Below are 18,833 nucleotides of genomic sequence, written 5' to 3' on the forward strand. Positions count from 1 at the left end.
TCGCCGCCTGTCTTGCCCTGAGCGCCAGTGCGGCCATGGCTGACGAAGTGGGTAAAGTCGGCGTCGACTGGATCGGCAACGACATCATGATCGACGCGATCAAGGACCCGAAGGTCGACGGCGTCACCTGCCATGTCGCCTATTTCGACCGCAGCATCATCGACCGGCTGCATAAGGGCAACTGGTTCGAGGATCCTTCCGATTCCTCGATCTCCTGCCGCCAGACCGGGCCGATCACCATTGGCGACATCGACATGAGCGAGGGCGGCGAAGAGGTGTTCAAGCAGGGCCTCAGCCTGATCTGGAAGAAGCAGGTGGTGAACCGCATCTACGACAAGAAGAACGAGACGCTGATCTATCTGTCGCATTCGCGCCAGGTGCAGAACGGCTCGGCGAAGATGTCGGTCACGACCGTGCCGCTTTACGGCCAGAACGTGGTCTGGACCAAGGGCAAGCCGCAATAGCGTCCCGATAGGCCTCGCCGAGGACAGGCCGCGCTTGCGGGAGCGTCCCTGCCGGCGTAAAGCCCGAGTTATGGACCACCCTGAAAATCTTGTCCTGAAAGATCCCGAGCCACGCATCCATCCGACCGCGGAGTTGAAGGCGTGCAAGCTCGGCCGCTATGCCTCGATCGGCGAGCGGGTGATCCTGCGCGAAGTGACGGTCGGCGACTTTTCCTATTTCGAACGCCATTCCGAGGCGATCTACACGACGATCGGCAAGTTCTGCTCGATCGCCGCCAACAGCCGCATCAACGCGCTCGAGCATCCGATCGAGCGGCTGACGCAGCACAAGATCAGCTACCGCCCCAACGAATATTTCCGCTGGCTGGGCGTCGACACCGAATTCCGCGCGCGGCGCCAGGCAAAATCGGTGAGCATCGGCCATGATGTCTGGATCGGTCACGGCGCGGTCATCATGCCGGGCGTCGCGATCGGCAACGGCGCCGTCATCGGCGCCAATTCCGTGGTGACGCATGACGTCGCGCCTTACACGATCGTCGCCGGCGTTCCGGCCAAGCCGCTGCGCCAGCGGTTCCCGGCCGCCGTCGCGGCGCGCATCGAGGCGCTCGCCTGGTGGGACTGGACGCCCGAGAAACTGGCGAGCGCAATCCCCGACATGCAGGCCGTGCCGATCGAGGCCTTTCTCGATCGTTGGGAAGACGGCACCCTCTAAAGGCGAACCAGCGGCGGAGCGCCAGAGGACGCTGAGGGGCGCTACTTGGGTATTACGCTTCGCTCTCGGGAATAGTTGCCCCTTCCGCCATGCGGGGGTGGCGCAGCGGAAGGGGCTGGAGGTAAACCGCCGTTAAGCGGAAGGAACAGGCTTTCGGCCTGCTCCGGCACTATCGCAAACAAACAAATAAGGTGTGTTTTCCCCTGTTCGCGCCTTTCGCGTGCAGCCGATTGTGGACGCGCGCATGCGAGAAAATCCAACGACTTGGAACCGGAAGCCGCGGCTGTCTGTTTCCTGTGAGCGCCGCGCCGATGCGGCCTGTTGTGGGATCCAGATGATAGAGAAACTATTCACCAGGGTTGCCAATTGGGTGGCACATCTCGCCGGCATGCCGCTGACTTTCGCCGTCTGCGTGTTGATCGTGGTGGTCTGGGCGGTAACCGGCCCGCTGTTCGGCTTTTCGGACACCTGGCAACTGGTCATCAACACCGGCACCACCATCATCACCTTCCTGATGGTGTTCCTGATCCAGAACACGCAGAACCGAGACGGCGCGGCGATCCAGGCCAAGCTCGACGAGCTGATCCGGGTCGGCCGCGCCCAAAACCACTTCATCGGCATCGAGCATCTGACGGAATCGGAGGTCGAGGAGATCCGCGACAAATGCGAAGCGGCGGCCAAGCGGCACGACCGCAAGATTGCCGAGATGGCGGCGAAGAAGGCTGTGGCGGGCAAGGCTGGTTCCAAGAAGAAAGCAGCCGCCTGAGCCTGGTCGGCTCGAGCGTTTCGCAGAAACATCGAACCGCTCTAGATATTTGCTTTTGCGCAAATTCCGGACGGAAAACCGCTACGCACTTTTCCTGGAATTGCTTAGCGGCCCATGAAGGCCGCGAAGGCGTCCTTGTGATCGGGATGCCAGCGCGACAGAGCAGGGCGGTTCTCGATGATGTCGCCGATCGCCCAGGCCATGCGCTTTTCATCCGTCGGCCGCGCCACCTCGTTGTCTGGACACAGGATGTAGAAGTCGCCGTCCATCAGCGATGCCAGCATGAAGTCGATCACCTGCTCGCCAGTCCAGGCGCCGGCGGGCTTTTCTGTCGCGCCTTCGGTCAGGCCGGTATAGGTGAAGCCGGGGATCAGCAGATGCGCCGACAACTTGGCTCCCGGCTCGTTGCGCAGCGCGTGCGCCAGCCCTTCGGTAAAAGTCTTCACGCCGGCCTTGGAGACATTGTAGGCGAGGTTGCCGGGTGGCGTGGTGATGCCTTGCTTGGACCCGGTGTTGATGATCGTGCCCGGCTTGCCCGCCGCGAGCATGCGCGGCGCGAAGGCCTCGACGCCATGCACGACACCCCAGAAATTGATGTCGAGCAGCCGCTTCCAGGCGTCGCGGTTCTCCCAGGGCTTGCCCGGATTGTTGCCGACGCCGGCATTGTTCATCAGCACCGACACCGCGCCGAAGGCGCCGTTGGCGAGATCCGCCAACCGGTCTACCTCGTCCGCCCTGGAGACGTCGGTGGGGATTGGGAGCACGGCGTCGTCGCCGGCGATCGCCGCGACCGCCTCTCTTGCCTGGTCGAGACGCACGCCGCCGATATCGGCCAGCACCACCTTCATGCCCATCGCCGCGAACCGTTTTGCGGCGGCAAGGCCGATGCCGCTGGCACCGCCGGTGATGACGGCGACGTTGCCGGAAGCGAAAGCGGGCAGGGCGATCTGGATCTGGGCGTCGCTGGTCATGGTTTCCATCCTTATGAGGGTCGGGCCGAACTTAACGCCGGACGTCGCCGAGGCAAGCCCGGTTCGTCCCGCATGTCACCGCAACAACAGCCGCAACGGGTTGACGGCAACAGCCGCAACGGGTTGACGGCGATGGCCGCAACGGGTTGACGGCGATGGCCGCAACGGGTTGACCATGGCGGCGCCCGCCGCGCATGGTGTCCCAAAAAGGAGTTCGGCATTTGACCGACTGGATCGGAATTCTGAAAGAGCAAACCGTCAACGGCGATCAGATGGGTCGCGAGGTGCCGAAGATGCTCGCCAATCCCGACATCAGCGAGGCGCAGGTGAAAACGCTGTTCGCGGCGCTGGAGAAGCAGGCGGATTTCGCCGAAAAGCTGCGGCTGGCGCTGGAGAAGTTCGGCCATGACTTCCCGATAATCAAGGCGGCAGAAAGGCTGGAGGAACGCTATGCTGATCTTGCCGCCTCTGTGGCGGAAAAGCTGAAAGTGATGCGGAAATAGCCGTTATTTCTCCACCAACCGCTCGAAGCGCTTGTCCGGCGCGAACCAGACGGTCGCCACCAGCACATAGATCGCCACGCTGATCCACTGGTTGAAGAAGCTTAGCAGCACGGCAACGATATAGAGCGCCAGCGAGATCTTGCCTTTTTTGTCGTGGCCGACGGCCTTGGCGAAGGTCGTGTCGGCGCCATGCAGATGGCGAAGCTTGATGACCAGGATGGTGTAGGCGACGGCGCAGAGCGCGAGGTCGATGCCATAAACGGCGACCGGCGCAGCCGCGAAATGGTTCTCTCCCATGAACGCCGTGGTCACCGGGATCAGCGACAGCCAGAACAGAAGGTTGAGATTGGCCCATAGCACGCGTCCGTCGACGCGCTGCACGGTGTGGAACATGTTGTGCAGGTTGTTCCAGTAGATGCCGACATTGATGAAGGAGAGCACGTAGCAGAAGAAGATCGGCCACTGCGGCAGAAGTGTTGAAAAATCCTCGCCGTGCGGCACTTTCAGGTCCAGCACCATGATGGTGATGATGATGGCGACGACGCCATCGGTAAATGCCTCGACCCGTCCCTTGCCCATGATTCCTCCCTCGGTGGCTGACGGACGTTACGAGAGGATTTTGCGCCTGACCATCCTGCCAGAATTGTCAGGAGGGCGTTCGGCAACCGGAACAGCCGTCATTACATAGGCGTTGGGCTTGCAACGCCGGAGGTGCCGATGGCCAGCGACGCTCAAACCATGACGCGTGAGAATGAACTTGACGGGACCGCCGCAAAGGCCGCCGTCGCCGCCATGATCGCCGCGCTCTTTGCCGGCAGCACCGCGCTGACCCCGCTTTACGTGATCTACAAGCAGGAATTCGGCTTTTCGCAGATCACGCTGACGCTGGTCTATGCCGTCTATGTGGTCGGCAATCTGGCGGCGCTGCTGTTTTTCGGCCGTCTCTCGGATGCCGTCGGCCGCCGCCCCGCCGCGCTTGCCGCGATGGCTGTTGCGGTGGTCAGCGCGTTGTCCTTCCTCTTCGCCGAAGACCTCGCCTGGCTCGACATCGCCCGCGTCCTGAGCGGGCTCGGCATCGGCGTCGGCGCAGGCGCCGGCACCGCGTGGCTGGCCGAACTGATCGAAGGCAAGGACAAGTCGCGCGCCGCCGTCATCGCCACCAGCACCAACTTTGTCGGCCTCGGGGCCGGCGCGCTCGTGGCGGGGGTGCTCGCCCAATACGCGCCATGGCCGCTCAGGCTGACATTTGCCGTCTATCTCGTCCTGCTTGGGCTCGTCACCCTGCTGATCTGGCGCACGCGGGAAACCGTCTCCAGGCCTGGACGGTTCTCCGACGTCCCGCTGCGGCCGCGGCTTTCGGTGCCTGACGGTATCCGCGCGCAGTTCGTGGCGCCGGCGGTGACCGGTTTCGGCGCCATGGCGCTGGTCGGCTTCTATGCGGCGCTGGCGCCGAGCATTCTCGCGCAGCAGCTGCACGTGACCAATCATGCCGAAGCCGGCGGGCTTTTCTTCGAGCTGTCGAGCGTGGCGGCCATCACCATCGTCGGCACCGCCTGGTTCTCCAGCCGCTCCACCATGCTCGCGGCGCTGGCGCTGATGATCCCCGCCGTGGCGCTGATCGTGGCGGCGCAGGTCTACGCCTCGATGGCGCTCATGATCGCCGCGACGGCGGTCTGCGGCGTGGCGGCGGCGCTCGGCTATCGCGGCGGCCTGCAAGTGGTCAATCAGATCGCGCCGGCCGACCGCCGCGCCGAGGTGGTGTCGGCCTTCTTCATCTGCTGCTTCTGCGGCAACGCGCTGCCGGTGATCGGCATCGGCATCCTGTCCAGCCTGGCGAGCGCCACCGTGGCAAGCCTGGCCTTTGCCGGCATGATCATCGTCTTCTCGCTGGTCGCGCTCGGCTTTGGCGTCAGATACGCACGGTAGGTCTTGGCTATTCGGTCTCCGGCAGGAGCTGCGCGCGTTGGCGCGGCACGCCAAGGCCGGTGTCGGGCGGCTCGCCCGCGGCCGGCCGATCCTCGATCATATGCATCGTGCGCCAGCGGCCGAAGCGATAATAGGCGGCGGCCAGCACCAGCGAAGCGATCGAGCCCGCCGGAAAGCTCCACCACAGCGCCTCCTGGCCGATGACGCTGCGCATGGAATAGGCAAAGCCGGTGCGAATGATCAACACCGAGATGATCAGGATGATGAGCGGCGGCATGACGGCGCCGGTGGCGCGCACCGTGGCGAACAGCACGATCGTGATGCCGAACAGGATGAATGACCAGGACGCTATCCTGTTGATGTGGGCGGCGATGTCGATCGCGGCGCTGTCGTTGCTGAGGAATAGGCTGAGCACCGCGCGGTCGAAGACGAAAAGCAGCGCCACCAGCGCGCCGGTCAGCACCAGGTTGAAGCCGACGCCGGACGCCGCGACCTTGCCGATGCGGTCCCAGCGCCCGGCGCCGACATTCTGCGCCGCCATCGAGGAGACGGCGGCGCCGATCGCCAGAGCCGGCATCTGGATATAGGTCCAGAGTTGGGCTGCGATGCCGTAGGCGGCAGCGACCTGCGAGCCGTAGGAATTGACGATGCCCATCACGGTCAATGCCGCGGCCGAGATGACGATCATCTGCAGGCCCATCGGGATACCCTTGAAGACGACGATGCGCAGCAGGGCCGGGTCGGGCCTGAGCAAGGCGAGATCGGCGCCCGCCAGCCGCAGCGGGTGTTTGCGGGCATAGAGCACGATCAGGATGGCGATCACGCTGACCGTCTGGCCTATGAGCGTCGAAGTCGCCGAGCCGGCGATGCCGAGCTCGGGGAAGGGGCCGATGCCGCGGATCAGCAGGGGATTGAGCACGACGTCGAGAACGACCGCCAGCGCCATGAAGACAAACGGCGTGCGCGAATCGCCGGCTCCGCGTAGCACGGTCATGACGAAGGACAGAAGGTTCATCATCGGCACAGCGACAAAGATGATGCGCAGATAGGCGCGCGCCAGCGGCAAGGCATCCGCCGGCGTGCCGAGCCCGGTGAGGATGGCGTCGACCCAGACCCAGCCGCAGACCGCGAACACAACGGAAACCAGGAAGAAGAAGGTGGCGCTGGTGCCGACGATGCGCTTGGCTTCCGGCAGATCGCGGGCGCCGACGGACTGCGCGACCAGAATGGTCGCCGCCATGCCGATACCGAACACCGTGCCAAGGATCAGGAACAGCACCAGATTGGCGTTGGAGGTCGCCGTCAGCGCCGCCTCGCCGAGGAAGCGCCCCACCCAGACGGCATTGATCGAGCCGTTCAGCGACTGCAGCACGTTGGAGCCCAGCACCGGCAGGGCGAACAGAAGCAGCGTGCGCGGAATGGGGCCGCTGGTCAGGTCGCCGGTCCGCCGGCGGGTGGGCTTCTTGTCATCCATGGCAGCACCGAAAATGAATCAGGCCCGCGATGGTATCGCAGGCCTGATGGTCGTGCATCCTTTTCAGGATCAGCGGGATGACGGGCATTCGCCCGTCGCCGGTTACTGGCCGGCGACAGTGTTCCCAGACAGGCCGGGGATTGTCACCTGATAGACGAGGAAGGTGGTGTCGACATCGGCGCCATCCTCGGCCTTGTACGAAGCGCCGACCTGGAAGCCGTCCTGAGTGAGGAAGTCGTTGTCGTTGGCGACGAACAGGAAATAGTCGTCGGGCAGCTTCGGATCGAGCACGGAGACCAGCGACATCGCCTCCCACTTCTCCGAAAGGTTGTCCTTGTCGTTCGGAGCGCCATTGTGCAGGCCGAAGCGGCCGAGCTCGCCCTTGTCGTTGATGTCGATGAAGGAGGTGAGCTTGGCCGGCGTCACCGACGGGTCGAGCACGCCCTTAGGGGCGACCGGCTTGTCGGCCGCGTCGAACGGACCGTTGGCGATATCGGTGGCGGCGGAAAGGTCGACGATCTCGATCTTGCGATAGAGCGACTCGTCGCCCTTGAGACCCTGGCCGTTACCTGAGTCGCGCGCCAGCATCAGGAAGCTCTTGTCGGAGAGCGCGACGATCTCGCTCTGCGCGGCCACCTTGGTCTTGCCTTTGGCATCCTTGAACACCGGCAGCGGCACGACATATTCGTGCGCCAGCTTGAGGTGGGCGAGGTCGGAAACATCATAGACCAGCGCGCGGGTGTTCTGGCGGGTCGAGCCGGAATCGCCGCCGTCCTGGCGGGCCGCCGACTGCAGCACGGCGATCAGAAACTTGCCGTCGGGCGTCATCGACATGCCTTCGAGGCCCTGGTTGTTCTGGCGGCCGGTCTCGGGATCCTTCGGATCGGGCTCGGCGGCGCCCGGGCCGGGATTGTCGGAAGCGAAGTTCGGCTTGCCGTGGCGCATCGGCACAAGGGCCGCGGGCGGTTGCGTCGCCGACATCAGGTGGCCGTCGGCCGAAAAACGGTAGATGTTGGGGCCATATTCGTCGGAGATGAACATGGTGCCGTCCGGCAGCCGTGCGATCGCTTCGTTATCCAACGCCAGCTTGCCGTTGTCGGCCTGCGGCAGGATCGGCATGTCGCCAGCGGCTTCGCGCACGCCGTTCAACGGATCGAGGCCGGTGGCGTCGGCGCCCTTGTCGTCGGTCAACAGCATCGTGTCGGCGAGCGTCGCTTTCACGCCAGACTGTTCCTGTCCGGCGGCGGGCGCCGCGCCGGCGGCGGTCGGGGCCAACTCGATCGAAATGGTGTTGAGGCGCGGGCGATAATCGGTGGTGCCGACGACATTGTAGCCGCGGTCCGGCAGCAGCCACAGCGAGCCCTTGTAGCCGGCGCCGTCACGCACCCAGGACTTGGTGTCGATCGCCATGCCGGAGCCCGAACCGAAGGTCTCGCCGAACTTGTCCTTCTGGCTGGCCGGGATGCGGCCGATGCCGACCAGCCCCTTGTTGACATAGGCGACGCCATCGGCGAGCGCCGGGGTGAGGGCGGTGAACAGGGCAAGCGCCGCGCCGAGCGCGACGGTTCGGTTAAGGTGTTTCATCGATATCCCCTTCTTGACGAGCAGAGCGGCCAGTGGCTCAAAAAGGCGCGGCATCGACGATGCGGCCAGCCCTAGCCGTCGAGCGGTCTAGGACGTGAACGTGATGGTTGCGTGACAGGCGGAGGTTCTTTCCTTCTCCCCCTGGGAAACCGCTTCCGCTCAATCGCTCTCCCGAACGACCAGCTCCAGCGGCCAAACCTCGCGGATGATGCGTGTGCCTTCGGGGCCGGCGAAGGCGGGAAGCGAGGCGAGCAGCATCTCGGCCAGCCTCCGGCCCATCGGCTCCAGCGATGGACGGAAGGCTGTCAGGGTCGGCGAGAAATAGCGGCAGAGCGGCGTGTCGACGATGACGGTCACGGCGATGTCGTGGCCCGGCCGGATGCCCATCTCGGCCAGTGCCTTGCAGCCGCCGAGCGCCATGGCGTCGTTGTTGAAGATGATTGCCGTCGGTCGGTCCTTGGAGAGCATGACGCGCGGCGTCACTTGGTAGCCGCCGGCCTCGTTGATGAAGCCGTCGGCGATCAGGCCGGGATCGACCTCGATGCCGTGCCGCTTCAGCGCCTTGCGATAGCCGTCGAGGAAGAGATATCCGAAATTGAGGTTGAGCGCCGGGCGGATGGCGGCGATGCGACGATGGCCGCGCGCGACCAGCCGGTCGACCGCGTCGCTGCCCGCCTTCTCGAAATCGAGATCGAGCGAAGGGTAGGACTTGCCGCCCGAGCGGCTGCGGCCGAGCGTTGCGAAGGGAAAGCCTCGCTCGGTCAGATAGTCGATGCGTTCGTCCTCGCGCCGGGTCCAGGCCAGCACCACCGCGTCGGCGCGGCGGGTCTCGACGACGCGGCGCAGGCGCTCCTGCTGGTAGTCACCAGGCGCGCCCATCACCACGATCAGGTCGAGCCCGCTTTCGGCCAGCCGCGCCTGCAGGCCGGTCAGGAACGGGATGAAGAACGGCTCGCCATATTGCTGGTCACCGGGATGCGGCTGCAGCATGAAGGCGACGGAATGGGTGGCGCCTTGCCGCAAGCTGCGGCCGGACTGGTTGGGCGCGTAGTTCAGCAGCTTGGCGGCTTCCAGCACGCGCCGGCGGGTGTCGGCATTGACGTCGGCGCGGCCGTTCAGCGCCCGCGACACGGTGCCGATCGAAATGTTCAGGTGACGCGCAAGGTCGTGGATGCTGGACGCCAAGGACGGTTCTCCCCCTGCCTTGGCTAGCACCGGCTGCCGCTCAGGCCAAGGCTTCGGGGCAATTTTCGACAAGCAGCCGATTGACATTCTACGCCATCGGGTGTGTTCTCGTAAACGTTTACGGAAAAACGTTTACGGTTGATGCCGCGGATGCCGTGACACTCGGCCTGGAGGGGCCGAGCCGAGGAGGAGTGCTGGATGATGAAGGTCGTCCTGGTCGGGTGCGGAGCCATGAGCAAGCACTGGCTCGATGCCGCAAGGCGGATCGACGGGCTCGCCATTGCCGGCCTTGTCGATCTCGATGCCGAACGGGCGCAAGCGAGGGCGCGCGAATACGGGCTGTCCAATGCAGTGGTCAGCACAAGCCTCGACGCCGTTCTCGATGAGACCAAGCCCGACGCCGTATTCGATGTCGTGGTCCCGGCTGCCCGCCGCGAAGTCGCGCTTTCGGCCTTCGCCCATCATTGCCATTTGCTCACCGAAAAGCCGCTGGCCGACAGCCCGGACAATGCGCGCGCCATCATCAAGGCAGCGCGCAAGGCCAGGCGCGTCCATGCCGTCGTCCAGAACCGCCGCTATGTCGCCAATGTCAGGCGCATCCGCCGCTTTCTCGATTCAGGCGCCATCGGCGCGGCGACCAGCATCCATGCCGACTTCTTCGTCGCGCCGCATTTCGGCGGCTTTCGCGAGGAGATGCGCCACGTGCTGCTGCTCGACATGGCGATCCACACCTTCGACGCCGCGCGCTACATGGTCGCCGGCGAACCGGCCAGCGTCTACTGCCAGGAATGGGAGCCGGCCAATTCCTGGTACCGGCAGGGCTCATCGGCGAGCGCCGTCTTCGATCTCGGCGGCGGCAAGGTGTTCACCTATGCCGGCTCGTGGTGCGCGGACGGCTTCCGCACCAGCTGGGAAGGCAGCTGGCGCATCGTCGCCGAGCGCGGCAGCGTGCTGTGGGATGGCCATGACGGGCTCAAGGCGGAGGTGGTTGCGTCCGGCCGCGATGGTATCATCGACAAGACCCAGCCGATCGAAGTACCGCCGCTCGATCCGACCGACCGCGTCGACGGCCATCTCGGCATCATCAAGGATTTCATGCACGCGATCGAGACCGGCGCCGAGCCGGAGACGCGCGGCGCCGACAACATCAAAAGCCTGGCCATGGTCTTCGGCGCGATCGAGAGCGCGGAGAGCGGGCGGCGCGTGGCAATCGTCAAGGAAGCACAATGATGGCAAATCCGCTTCTCGACATCAGGATCGGCACCATGGTGCGGGCCAATCTCGACGACCCGGGCGCCTATGTCAGGCAGATCCTGCCGCTCGGCTTCGAGAGCATCCAGCCTTTCTTCTGGCAGACGCTGGGCGGCAAGGACCTGAAGCGCCTGGCGGGCGAAATCCGCGAGGCGATCGGCGATGCCGATGTGACCGTGTCCTCGATCGGGGTGTTCGGCAACCCGCTGGAAGGCGGCGAGGTCGATCGCGGCGTGCTCGCGGCCTGGGAGACCGTCATCGACAATGCGCATCTGTTCGGGACATCCATGGTCAGCGGCTTCACCGGCCGCATCCGCGGCAAGAAGCTGACCGACAGCCTCCCGCGTTTCCGTGAAGTCTGGGGGCCGTTGGCCGAACGCGCCGCCGACAAGGGCGTGCGCATCGCCTTCGAGAATTGCGCGATGGACGGCAACTGGGCGAGCGGCGACTGGAACATCGCCCACAACCCGGATGCCTGGGAGCTGATGTTCAACGAGTTGCCCAACGACAATCTCGGCCTCGAATGGGAGCCGTGCCATCAGCTCGTCTATCTGATCGACCCGATCCCGCAGATCCGCAAATGGGCGCCGCGCATCTTCCACGTCCACGGCAAGGACGCCACCGTGCGCTGGGACGTCATCCGCGAGCACGGCGTGTTCGGCCGCCTGCCGTTCGTGCAGATGCGTACGCCGGGTTTTGGCGACAGCGACTGGGCGCGGGTGATCAGCGAGTTGCGTCTTGCCGGTTACAAGGGCGCCATCGACATCGAGGGCTGGCACGATCCGGTCTATCTCGGCGATCTCGAGATCACCGGCCAGGCGCGCGCGCTCGACTATCTGAAGCAATGCAGGGGAGGGCCCAGCTACCTGCCCAATCCGGCTTGAGGCCAAATTTGATGTGAGGATTGGTCGGCGGGAGGAGCCGGCCGGCACTGCGGCGCGGCGCGCCGAGCGATTGTCGAAAACCCTCCGATGCGAGGGATCAAAAGGGAGGAACGTGCATGAGCATGACGACCAGAAGGACTGTTCTGCGCTCGACCGTCGTGGCGGCCGCCACGGCGCTCTGCGCCTCGATCTCCACTTTGCCGGCAAAGGCGCTGGACGCGCAATGGTGCAAGGACGTGCACATCCGCTTCTTCGTCGGCGGCGCCGAGGGCGACGCCTTCGGCACCATCGTCTACAATGGCGCCAAGCAGGCGGCCGCCGATCTCGGGCCGAAGGTCGACTACATCTTCTCGCAATGGGACGTCGAGAAAATGGTGCAGCAATTGCGCGAGGCGGTCGCTGTCAAGCCGCAGGGCATCGCCATGATGGGCCATCCGGGCGATGCCGCGATCATGCCGCTGGCCGAGCAGGCGCATAAGGACGGCATCAAGATGATGTACCAGAACGTGCCGGTGCCGAAGGTGGTGGAAGCGTTCGGCGGCGGCTATGTCGGCGCGCAGCAGGAGCAGCAGGGCCGCGCGCTCGGCGCCGAGGCGTTCAAGCTCGGCAAGCTGAAAGCCGGCGACAAGGCGATCATGATCGGGCCGTTCGAGAATGAAAACCGCGGTGCCCGCGAACGCGGCACGGTGGCTGCCTTGAAGGAGGCGGGCGTCGAGGTGATCCAGCTCTCCTCGCCGCCGAGCGGCGAATGGGCTTCCGATCCCAATCTCGCCATTCCGGTGATCACGGCAGCACTTCTCAACCATCCCGACGTCAAGGCGGTCGGCTATCCCGGCGGACAGATGCTCGGCAATGTCGCCACCTACATGCAGGCGGCGGGGCGAAAGCCAGGCGACATCTTCAATTTCGGCTTCGACACCAGTCCGCAGATCGTCGAAGCCTTCAAGGGCGGCTGGGTGCAACTGACGGCCGACCAGCAGCCGTTCCTGCAAGGCTACCTGCCTATCCTCAGCCTTTGCCAACAGGTCGTGCTGGGACTGGCGCCGATGAATGTCGATACCGGCGCGGGTTTCGTCACGCCGCAGAATTATGAGATCGTCGCCGAGCTCGCCAAGCAGGCGCTGCGTTGACCTCCCAAGCCGCCGGCCGGGATTAGGCCCGGCCGGCCGGATCGCCAGCGCAAAGGCCGGCAGATGGACAATTCAAGCGAGGATCGCATGGGCGAACGCATCATCGAACTGCGCGACATCAAGAAATCCTATGGCCAGGTCTATGCGCTGGGCGGCGTCAATCTCAGCGTCGACCGCGGCGAGGTGGTCGGCCTGATCGGCGACAATGGCGCCGGCAAGTCGACGCTGATCAAGATCCTGTCCGGCGTGGTCAAGCCGACCAGCGGCGAAATCCTGGTGCGCGGCAAGCCGGTCAGCGGATGGAGCGCGGCGCGCTCGCGCGACGCCGGCATCGAGACGGTGTTCCAGGACCGGGCTTTGGCCGTGCAGCAGACGATCGTGCGCAACATCTTCATGGGCCGCGAGCTCACCAGCTTCATGGGCTGGCTGAAGGTCAACAAGGAGATCGAGGAAGCGAGCCGGCTGATGCGCGAGATCGGCTTCACCTCGAAAGTGTTCACGCCGCAGTCGATCGTCGGCCAGCTTTCCGGCGGCGAGCGCCAGGGCGTGGCGATCGCGCGCGCCATCTACAAGCAGGCGGAGCTGATCATCCTCGACGAGCCGACGACGGCGCTGTCGCTGACCGAGACCGCCAAGGTCTTCCACTTCGTGCGCCAGGTGCGGGCGAGCGGCCGCTCGATCCTGTTCATCGGCCACAACATCCACCATGTCTTCGATATCGCCGACCGTTTCGTCGTGCTCGACCGCGGCAAGGTGGCGCTCAGCGCTGACCGTAGCGACGTCAAGTCGGCCGACGACCTCATCAATTTCATGGAAGACGTCGCGCATCCGGGCGGGCTGCCCGGACTGCAGGAAGCCGGCGAAGCGGAGCAGGGAGCGCGATGAGCAAGGCCATGGAACCCGATCTGCAGAAGCCCCTTGCAAGCGCGCGCGGCGCGGCAGTCGGCAAGGAATGGAACCATCCCTCCGATCACTGGCTGCGCGGCTTCGTCCTCGACAACCGTGCATCGCTCGGCACGCTCGCCGTCTTCGTCGTCATGATGGCGGTGTTCATCATCGCCAACCCGACCGTGTTCTCCACCTGGTATCTTTACAGCTCGGTGCTGACGACGCTTCCGGTGGCGCTGTTCGTGGTGGTGCCGCTGGTCTTCGTCGTCACCTGCGGGGAGATCGACCTGTCGTTCCCGGCGACGATGGGTTTTGCCTCCTGGGTCTTCGCGCTGGTCGTGCAGGCCGGCTACGACCCGTTCCTCGGTATCGCGGCGGCGCTCGTCACCGGCACGCTGCTCGGCTTCCTGGTGGGATCGCTGGTCGTCTATGGCGGGCTGTCGTCGCTGATCGCCACGCTCGGCATGAATTTCCTGCTGCGCGGCCTGATCCAGATCATCAACGAGGGCAAGTCGATGGCGCTGACCGGCCTTGCCGACAGCTCGGCCTACAGGATCTTCTCCAGCCAGGTCTGGGGCATCCCTGTGCAGATATTCTGGGCCATCGCCTTCGTTGTGTTTTCGGCGCTGCTCTACAACCGCCATCGCTTCGGCGCGCAGGTCAAGGTGGTCGGCGACAATCCCGACAGCGCCAGGCAGATGGGCATCGACGTCAAATGGGTGCGGGTGAAAGTGTTCGTTTTCGTCGGGATCGGCGCTGCGATCGCCGGCACGTTTTCGGTGATGATCAACTTCACCTGGTGGCCGACGGCGGGCGACGGCTATCTGTTGCCGGTGCTCGCCTCGGTGTTCGTCGGCGGCACGCCGACCTGGGGCGGCATCGGCACTGTGGTTGGCGGCGCGATCGGCGCGGTCACCGTGTCGTTCATCCAGACCGGCGTGGTGGCGGCGGGCTTGAGCGGCTTCTACGTCCAGTTCTTCAACGGGCTGATCATCATCCTGTCGCTGCTCGGCCATAAGTGGAACCAGGCGCGGTATCGGTAGGAAGGCCGGTCACACCGGCGCGACAAACCCGTCCAGCACGCGTTTCTGGCCGGCCTTGTCGAAGTCGATGGTGAGCTTGTTGCCGTCGATGGCCGCGATGTTGCCGTTGCCGAATTTCTGGTGGAAGACGCGGTCGCCGACATTGAAGGCGGATGGCGTGTCGGCGACGGATTTGGCGACCAGCTCGCCCTCGATGGTGCGGCCTTTCACCGAGGTGCGGCCGGCGCCGTAGCCGGAGTCTGTCTCGCCATAGCCGATGCGTTCCACCTGATGGCCGGAGCGGGTGCCCCAGTTGCGGTCGGTCGCCTCGGTGCGGTTCGCCTGCGCGCGCTGCCAGCCGGGCGTGGCATAGGTGTTGGAGAAGCTGCCTTGGTCCTTGGCGCCGATATTGTCGAAGCGCGAGGCGCCGTAGGGATTCTGCCGACCGCCACCGCGCCCGGAAGCGAAGGCGCCGCCGCCATAGGGATTGCCGTAGCCGCCATAGCTGTTGCCGCTGTCGGCGATATCGATATGGGTTTCGGGCAATTCGTCGACAAAGCGCGACGGGATCGTCGATTGCCACAGGCCGTGGATCTGGCGGTTGGAGACGAACCAGATGTGCAGGTTCTTCTTAGCGCGCGTCAGGCCGACATAGGCAAGCCGGCGCTCTTCCTCGAGGCCGGAGCGTCCGCCTTCATCCAGCGCGCGCTGATGCGGGAACAGGCCTTCCTCCCAGCCGGGCAGGAAGACGGTCTCGAATTCGAGGCCCTTGGCCGAATGCAGCGTCATGATCGAGACCGCATCTTGCGACTCGCCCTGCTCGGCCTCCATCACCAGCGCGACATGCTCGAGGAAGGAACGCAGCGATTCATATTCCTCCATGGAGCGGATCAGCTCCTTGAGGTTTTCCAGCCGTCCGGGCGAATCCGCCGAACGGTCGTTCTTCCACATGTCGGTGTAGCCGCTTTCCTCCAGGATGGTCTCGGCGAGCTCGGTGTGCGGGGTGGTTTCCAGCGCCTTCTGCCAGCGCTCGAAATTGGCTGCGACCTCGCGCAGCGCCGCGCGCGGCTTCGGCTTCAGCTCGTCGCTTTCGGCGAGCGTCGCGGCGGCCTCCAGCATCGGGACGCGCATGGCGCGCGCCGTGTCATGGATCTGGCGGATGGTGGCTTCGCCCAGCCCGCGCTTCGGCACGTTGACGATGCGCTCGAAGGCGAGGTCGTCGCCGCCGTTGGCGACGACGCGGAAGAAGGCAAGTGCGTCGCGGATTTCCAAGCGCTCGTAGAAGCGCGGGCCGCCGATGACGCGGTAGTTCAAGCCCAGCGTGATGAAACGATCTTCGAAGGCGCGCATCTGGAACGAGGCGCGCACCAGGATCGCCATGTCGTTGAGGTTGTGCTTTTGCCGCTGATAGGTCTCGATGGTGTCGCCGATGGCGCGCGCCTCTTCCTCCGAATCCCAGGCGGCGTGGACATGCACCTTGTCGTCCTCGGGGTCGTCGCGGTCGGTGAACAGCGTCTTGCCGAAGCGGCCCTCATTATGGGCGATGAGATGCGAGGCCGCGCCCAGAATATGCGCGGTGGACCGGTAGTTGCGCTCCAGCCGGATGATGGTGGCGCCCGGAAAATCCTTGTCGAAGCGCAGGATGTTGTCGACCTCGGCGCCGCGCCAGCCATAAATCGACTGATCGTCGTCGCCGACGCAGCAGATGTTGACTTTGTTTTCGCTCACGGCCGCGCGCTCGCTCCGCTCGCTGGCCTCCGCGGGGGCGGCCTGACCGGCCGGCGCCCGGTCGGGCTTGCGGCCTTCGGCCGATGGCGCGCGCCCTGACTGGGGTCTTTGCGCCAACAGGCGCAGCCACATATATTGCGCGGTGTTGGTGTCCTGGTACTCGTCGACCAGTATGTATTTGAACCTGCGGTGGTACTCCTTCAGCACGTCGGGGTAGGCGCGGAAGATGCGGATCGGGTGATAGAGCAGGTCGCCGAAGTCGCAGGAATTCAGCGTCTGCAGCCGTTCCTGATAGGCCTTGTAGAGTTGGCGGCCCTTGCCGTTGCCGAAACTGCGCGCATCGCCTTCCGCGATTTCGTCGGGTCCGAGACCCTTGTTCTTCCAGTTGTCGAGCATCTGGGCGAAGGTCTTGGCCGGCCAACGCTTGTCGTCCAGCCCTTCGGCCTGGATCAGCTGCTTGATCAGCCGCACCACGTCGTCGGTGTCGAGGATGGTGAAATCCGACTTCAGCCCGGCAAGCTCGGCGTGGCGGCGAAGCAGCTTCACGCCGATCGAGTGGAAGGTGCCGAGCCACGGCATGCCCTCGACATTGCCTTCGCCGATCAGGTGGCCGATGCGCTGCTTCATCTCGCGCGCGGCCTTGTTGGTGAAGGTGACGGCCAGGATCTGCGAGGGGAATGCCCTGCCGGTGGCAAGGATATGGGCGATGCGGGTGGTGAGCACCCGCGTCTTGCCGGTGCCGGCGCCGGCCAGCACCAGAACCGGGCCTTCGGTCGTCTCGACGGCGAGCCGCTGCTCCGGGTTGAGGCCCTTCAGATAATCGGGCGCGCCGGTCTGGCCGCTGCGCGCCGCCATGGCGCGCGCGGCTATGCCGGATGGAGCCGCTGCCGGCCGCGCATTCGGTTCATCGAAAAAAGGCATGTCTTCGGAAAAGCCCGACATCGCCCCGAATGTAGTGATTCGGCAGCGAAAGACCAGAACTGTCTACGTTTTGTTCTAGTTTTTGGCGATCCGCATCCGCTCGCTTATCGCATCCGCCACGTAGCCGGCGTCCCTTTCCGCGCCGTGGATCATTGTCGAGGAGGGGGAGTGCTGGAATGGCAGGCCGCAGACATAGAGCCCAGGTTCGCCGGTAACGGACCCGCGATATTGCCCCGGCCGGCCGCTTTCATCAAAAATCGACAGCTTGATCCAATCCAGTCCGGGCCGGAAGCCGGTGCACCAGATTACGTTCTCGACCTCGAGAGCCTCGCCGGTCTCGAGCACCGGCTTACCGTCCTTGACGGTGGCGACGCGCGCAACCCGGTTTATCTGGGCCGCGTCCATGTGTTGCGGCTTTACCCGGATCAGCGGAAGGCCATGGACGAGATGTGCTGGTCTTACCCTGCGCCCGATCGGCGTATCCACGGAAAGCAGACGGTGGAGAAGGACGCGGAAAACGAACGGTATCACCACACGGAGAGCGATGGTGCCGTTGTAGGCCACGGGAATGTGGCCTGGATGCCGGCCGGCCAGCCAGACGCGGTGCGTGCCGGCCAGGTCCATGGCAATCTCCGCACCTGAATTGCTGGCCCCGACCAGAAGTACCCCGCCCGGCCTGAGCTGCGACGGGTTTTGGTAGGCGGATGAGTGGAATTGCCGTATCGCGGGATCAAGCAGCGCGGCGAAATCCGGAAGCTTCGGCTTCTGGTAGCTCGCGGCGGCAATGACGACATGATCGGCGGTGAAACGGCTCGCGCCGGCGGTGACGACATAACGCCCGCCGTGGCGATTAACCTCGTCAACCTTGGCGCCCGTGCGTACCGGCAAGGCGAATTTCTCGGCATAGGCTTCCAGATAATCGGCCATTTCATCCTTGGTCGGGAAGGAACGGGCCGGGGCCGGGAAACGCATGCCCGCCAGTCCGTCGAAGCGCGCCGGCGTGAAAAGGCGCAGCGAATCCCATCGCGCGCGCCAAATATCCCCGACGCGCTGGCGAGCTTCCAGGATGACGAACTTTATCCCCTTGCGGGCCAGATAGTAACCGACGGAAAGGCCGCTCTGGCCTGCGCCGACGATGACGACGTCGAAATGCTCCTCTCGCGGCGCGGGGCGCGGCTCGCTGTCGATGTTCGCGTCGCCCAGCTGCGTCTGCGCGGTGTCAGCCTGAAGTTTCATGAAGGCCGTCCCGAGTTCGAGCAGCGCGCCGGCACGCGCCTTCGTCTCCGCTATGCCGATTGCGCCCGTGCCTTGCGGATTTGCCTGTTGAATTGAAATCACTTCCGTTCGTCCGTTCATCTCTGTCTCCATCGGCTTGGTGAGCCATGGGAGAAGAGTAGCGAACCAGCCCGTCGACACGCTTCGGG

At 64.8% G+C, this 18,833-nt stretch carries 17 protein-coding genes; 10 read left to right on the top strand and 7 right to left on the bottom strand.

Annotation, left to right across the window (positions count from 1 at the left end):
- Positions 1 to 35 precede the first annotated feature (35 nt).
- The 3 genes from FJ430_RS15875 (at position 36) to FJ430_RS15885 (ending at position 1,942) form a co-directional block, all read left to right on the top strand.
- Positions 36 to 464 (top strand): CreA family protein, encoded by a 429-nt coding sequence (locus FJ430_RS15875; RefSeq protein WP_140644341.1) that lies wholly within the window; start codon positions 36 to 38, stop codon positions 462 to 464.
- 70 nt (positions 465 to 534) lie between these two features.
- Positions 535 to 1,176, top strand: coding sequence for a DapH/DapD/GlmU-related protein (locus FJ430_RS15880; RefSeq protein WP_140705913.1), 642 nt, complete (start codon positions 535 to 537; stop codon positions 1,174 to 1,176).
- Positions 1,177 to 1,510: 334 nt separating this feature from the next.
- Positions 1,511 to 1,942 (top strand): low affinity iron permease family protein, encoded by a 432-nt coding sequence (locus FJ430_RS15885; protein ID WP_181175386.1) that lies wholly within the window; start codon positions 1,511 to 1,513, stop codon positions 1,940 to 1,942.
- Between the two features lie 104 nt (positions 1,943 to 2,046).
- Here FJ430_RS15885 and FJ430_RS15890 read toward each other — a convergent pair whose 3' ends face one another.
- Positions 2,047 to 2,913 (bottom strand): SDR family NAD(P)-dependent oxidoreductase, encoded by an 867-nt coding sequence (locus FJ430_RS15890; protein ID WP_140705909.1) that lies wholly within the window; start codon positions 2,911 to 2,913, stop codon positions 2,047 to 2,049.
- Between the two features lie 221 nt (positions 2,914 to 3,134).
- On the opposite strand from FJ430_RS15890, the gene FJ430_RS15895 reads away from it, so the two are divergent.
- Positions 3,135 to 3,416: a hypothetical protein gene (locus FJ430_RS15895; RefSeq protein WP_140644096.1), complete on the top strand. Its 282-nt coding sequence runs from the start codon at positions 3,135 to 3,137 to the stop codon at positions 3,414 to 3,416.
- Between the two features lie 3 nt (positions 3,417 to 3,419).
- Here the strand turns inward: FJ430_RS15895 and FJ430_RS15900 are convergent, their stop codons facing one another.
- Complete coding sequence (locus FJ430_RS15900) at positions 3,420 to 3,995, bottom strand: TMEM175 family protein (protein ID WP_140644099.1); 576 nt, start codon at positions 3,993 to 3,995, stop codon at positions 3,420 to 3,422.
- Between the two features lie 138 nt (positions 3,996 to 4,133).
- On the opposite strand from FJ430_RS15900, the gene FJ430_RS15905 reads away from it, so the two are divergent.
- Positions 4,134 to 5,342 (top strand): MFS transporter, encoded by a 1,209-nt coding sequence (locus tag FJ430_RS15905; RefSeq protein ID WP_140705907.1) that lies wholly within the window; start codon positions 4,134 to 4,136, stop codon positions 5,340 to 5,342.
- A gap of 7 nt (positions 5,343 to 5,349) precedes the next feature.
- On the opposite strand, the gene FJ430_RS15910 is transcribed toward FJ430_RS15905, so the two are convergent.
- The 3 genes from FJ430_RS15910 to FJ430_RS15920 form a co-directional block, all read right to left on the bottom strand.
- Positions 5,350 to 6,816, bottom strand: a complete 1,467-nt coding sequence (locus FJ430_RS15910) for an MATE family efflux transporter (protein ID WP_140655030.1) — start codon at positions 6,814 to 6,816, stop codon at positions 5,350 to 5,352.
- Positions 6,817 to 6,918: 102 nt separating this feature from the next.
- A complete protein-coding gene (locus FJ430_RS15915; protein ID WP_140705905.1) occupies positions 6,919 to 8,400 on the bottom strand; it encodes an esterase-like activity of phytase family protein in 1,482 nt (493 codons plus the stop codon).
- Between the two features lie 159 nt (positions 8,401 to 8,559).
- Positions 8,560 to 9,585: a LacI family DNA-binding transcriptional regulator gene (locus tag FJ430_RS15920; protein WP_140705903.1), complete on the bottom strand. Its 1,026-nt coding sequence runs from the start codon at positions 9,583 to 9,585 to the stop codon at positions 8,560 to 8,562.
- Positions 9,586 to 9,783: 198 nt separating this feature from the next.
- Here FJ430_RS15920 and FJ430_RS15925 point away from each other — a divergent pair, with 198 nt between their 5' ends.
- The 5 genes from FJ430_RS15925 to FJ430_RS15945 all read left to right on the top strand — a co-directional run bounded on the left by FJ430_RS15925 (position 9,784) and on the right by FJ430_RS15945 (position 14,781).
- On the top strand, positions 9,784 to 10,815 hold the full coding sequence (locus FJ430_RS15925) for a Gfo/Idh/MocA family protein (RefSeq protein WP_140705901.1): 1,032 nt from the start codon (positions 9,784 to 9,786) through the stop codon (positions 10,813 to 10,815).
- Positions 10,812 to 11,720 (top strand): sugar phosphate isomerase/epimerase family protein, encoded by a 909-nt coding sequence (locus FJ430_RS15930; RefSeq protein WP_140705899.1) that lies wholly within the window; start codon positions 10,812 to 10,814, stop codon positions 11,718 to 11,720. The genes FJ430_RS15925 and FJ430_RS15930 overlap by 4 nt, the downstream gene beginning before the upstream one ends.
- A gap of 116 nt (positions 11,721 to 11,836) precedes the next feature.
- Positions 11,837 to 12,850 (top strand): substrate-binding domain-containing protein, encoded by a 1,014-nt coding sequence (locus tag FJ430_RS15935; protein WP_140705897.1) that lies wholly within the window; start codon positions 11,837 to 11,839, stop codon positions 12,848 to 12,850.
- Positions 12,851 to 12,937: 87 nt separating this feature from the next.
- On the top strand, positions 12,938 to 13,735 hold the full coding sequence (locus tag FJ430_RS15940) for an ATP-binding cassette domain-containing protein (protein WP_140705895.1): 798 nt from the start codon (positions 12,938 to 12,940) through the stop codon (positions 13,733 to 13,735).
- On the top strand, positions 13,732 to 14,781 hold the full coding sequence (locus tag FJ430_RS15945; RefSeq protein WP_140644119.1) for an ABC transporter permease: 1,050 nt from the start codon (positions 13,732 to 13,734) through the stop codon (positions 14,779 to 14,781). Before FJ430_RS15940 ends, FJ430_RS15945 begins: the two co-directional genes overlap by 4 nt.
- Positions 14,782 to 14,790: 9 nt before the next feature.
- Here the strand turns inward: FJ430_RS15945 and FJ430_RS15950 are convergent, their stop codons facing one another.
- Positions 14,791 to 17,430, bottom strand: a complete 2,640-nt coding sequence (locus tag FJ430_RS15950) for an ATP-dependent helicase (RefSeq protein ID WP_140705893.1) — start codon at positions 17,428 to 17,430, stop codon at positions 14,791 to 14,793.
- Between the two features lie 54 nt (positions 17,431 to 17,484).
- Positions 17,485 to 18,765, bottom strand: a complete 1,281-nt coding sequence (locus tag FJ430_RS15955) for a flavin-containing monooxygenase (RefSeq protein ID WP_226891733.1) — start codon at positions 18,763 to 18,765, stop codon at positions 17,485 to 17,487.
- Between the last annotated feature and the right edge of the window lie 68 nt (positions 18,766 to 18,833).

Origin of the sequence: Mesorhizobium sp. B2-8-5, from assembly GCF_006440675.2 — a bacterium.
Lineage (GTDB): Bacteria > Pseudomonadota > Alphaproteobacteria > Rhizobiales > Rhizobiaceae > Mesorhizobium.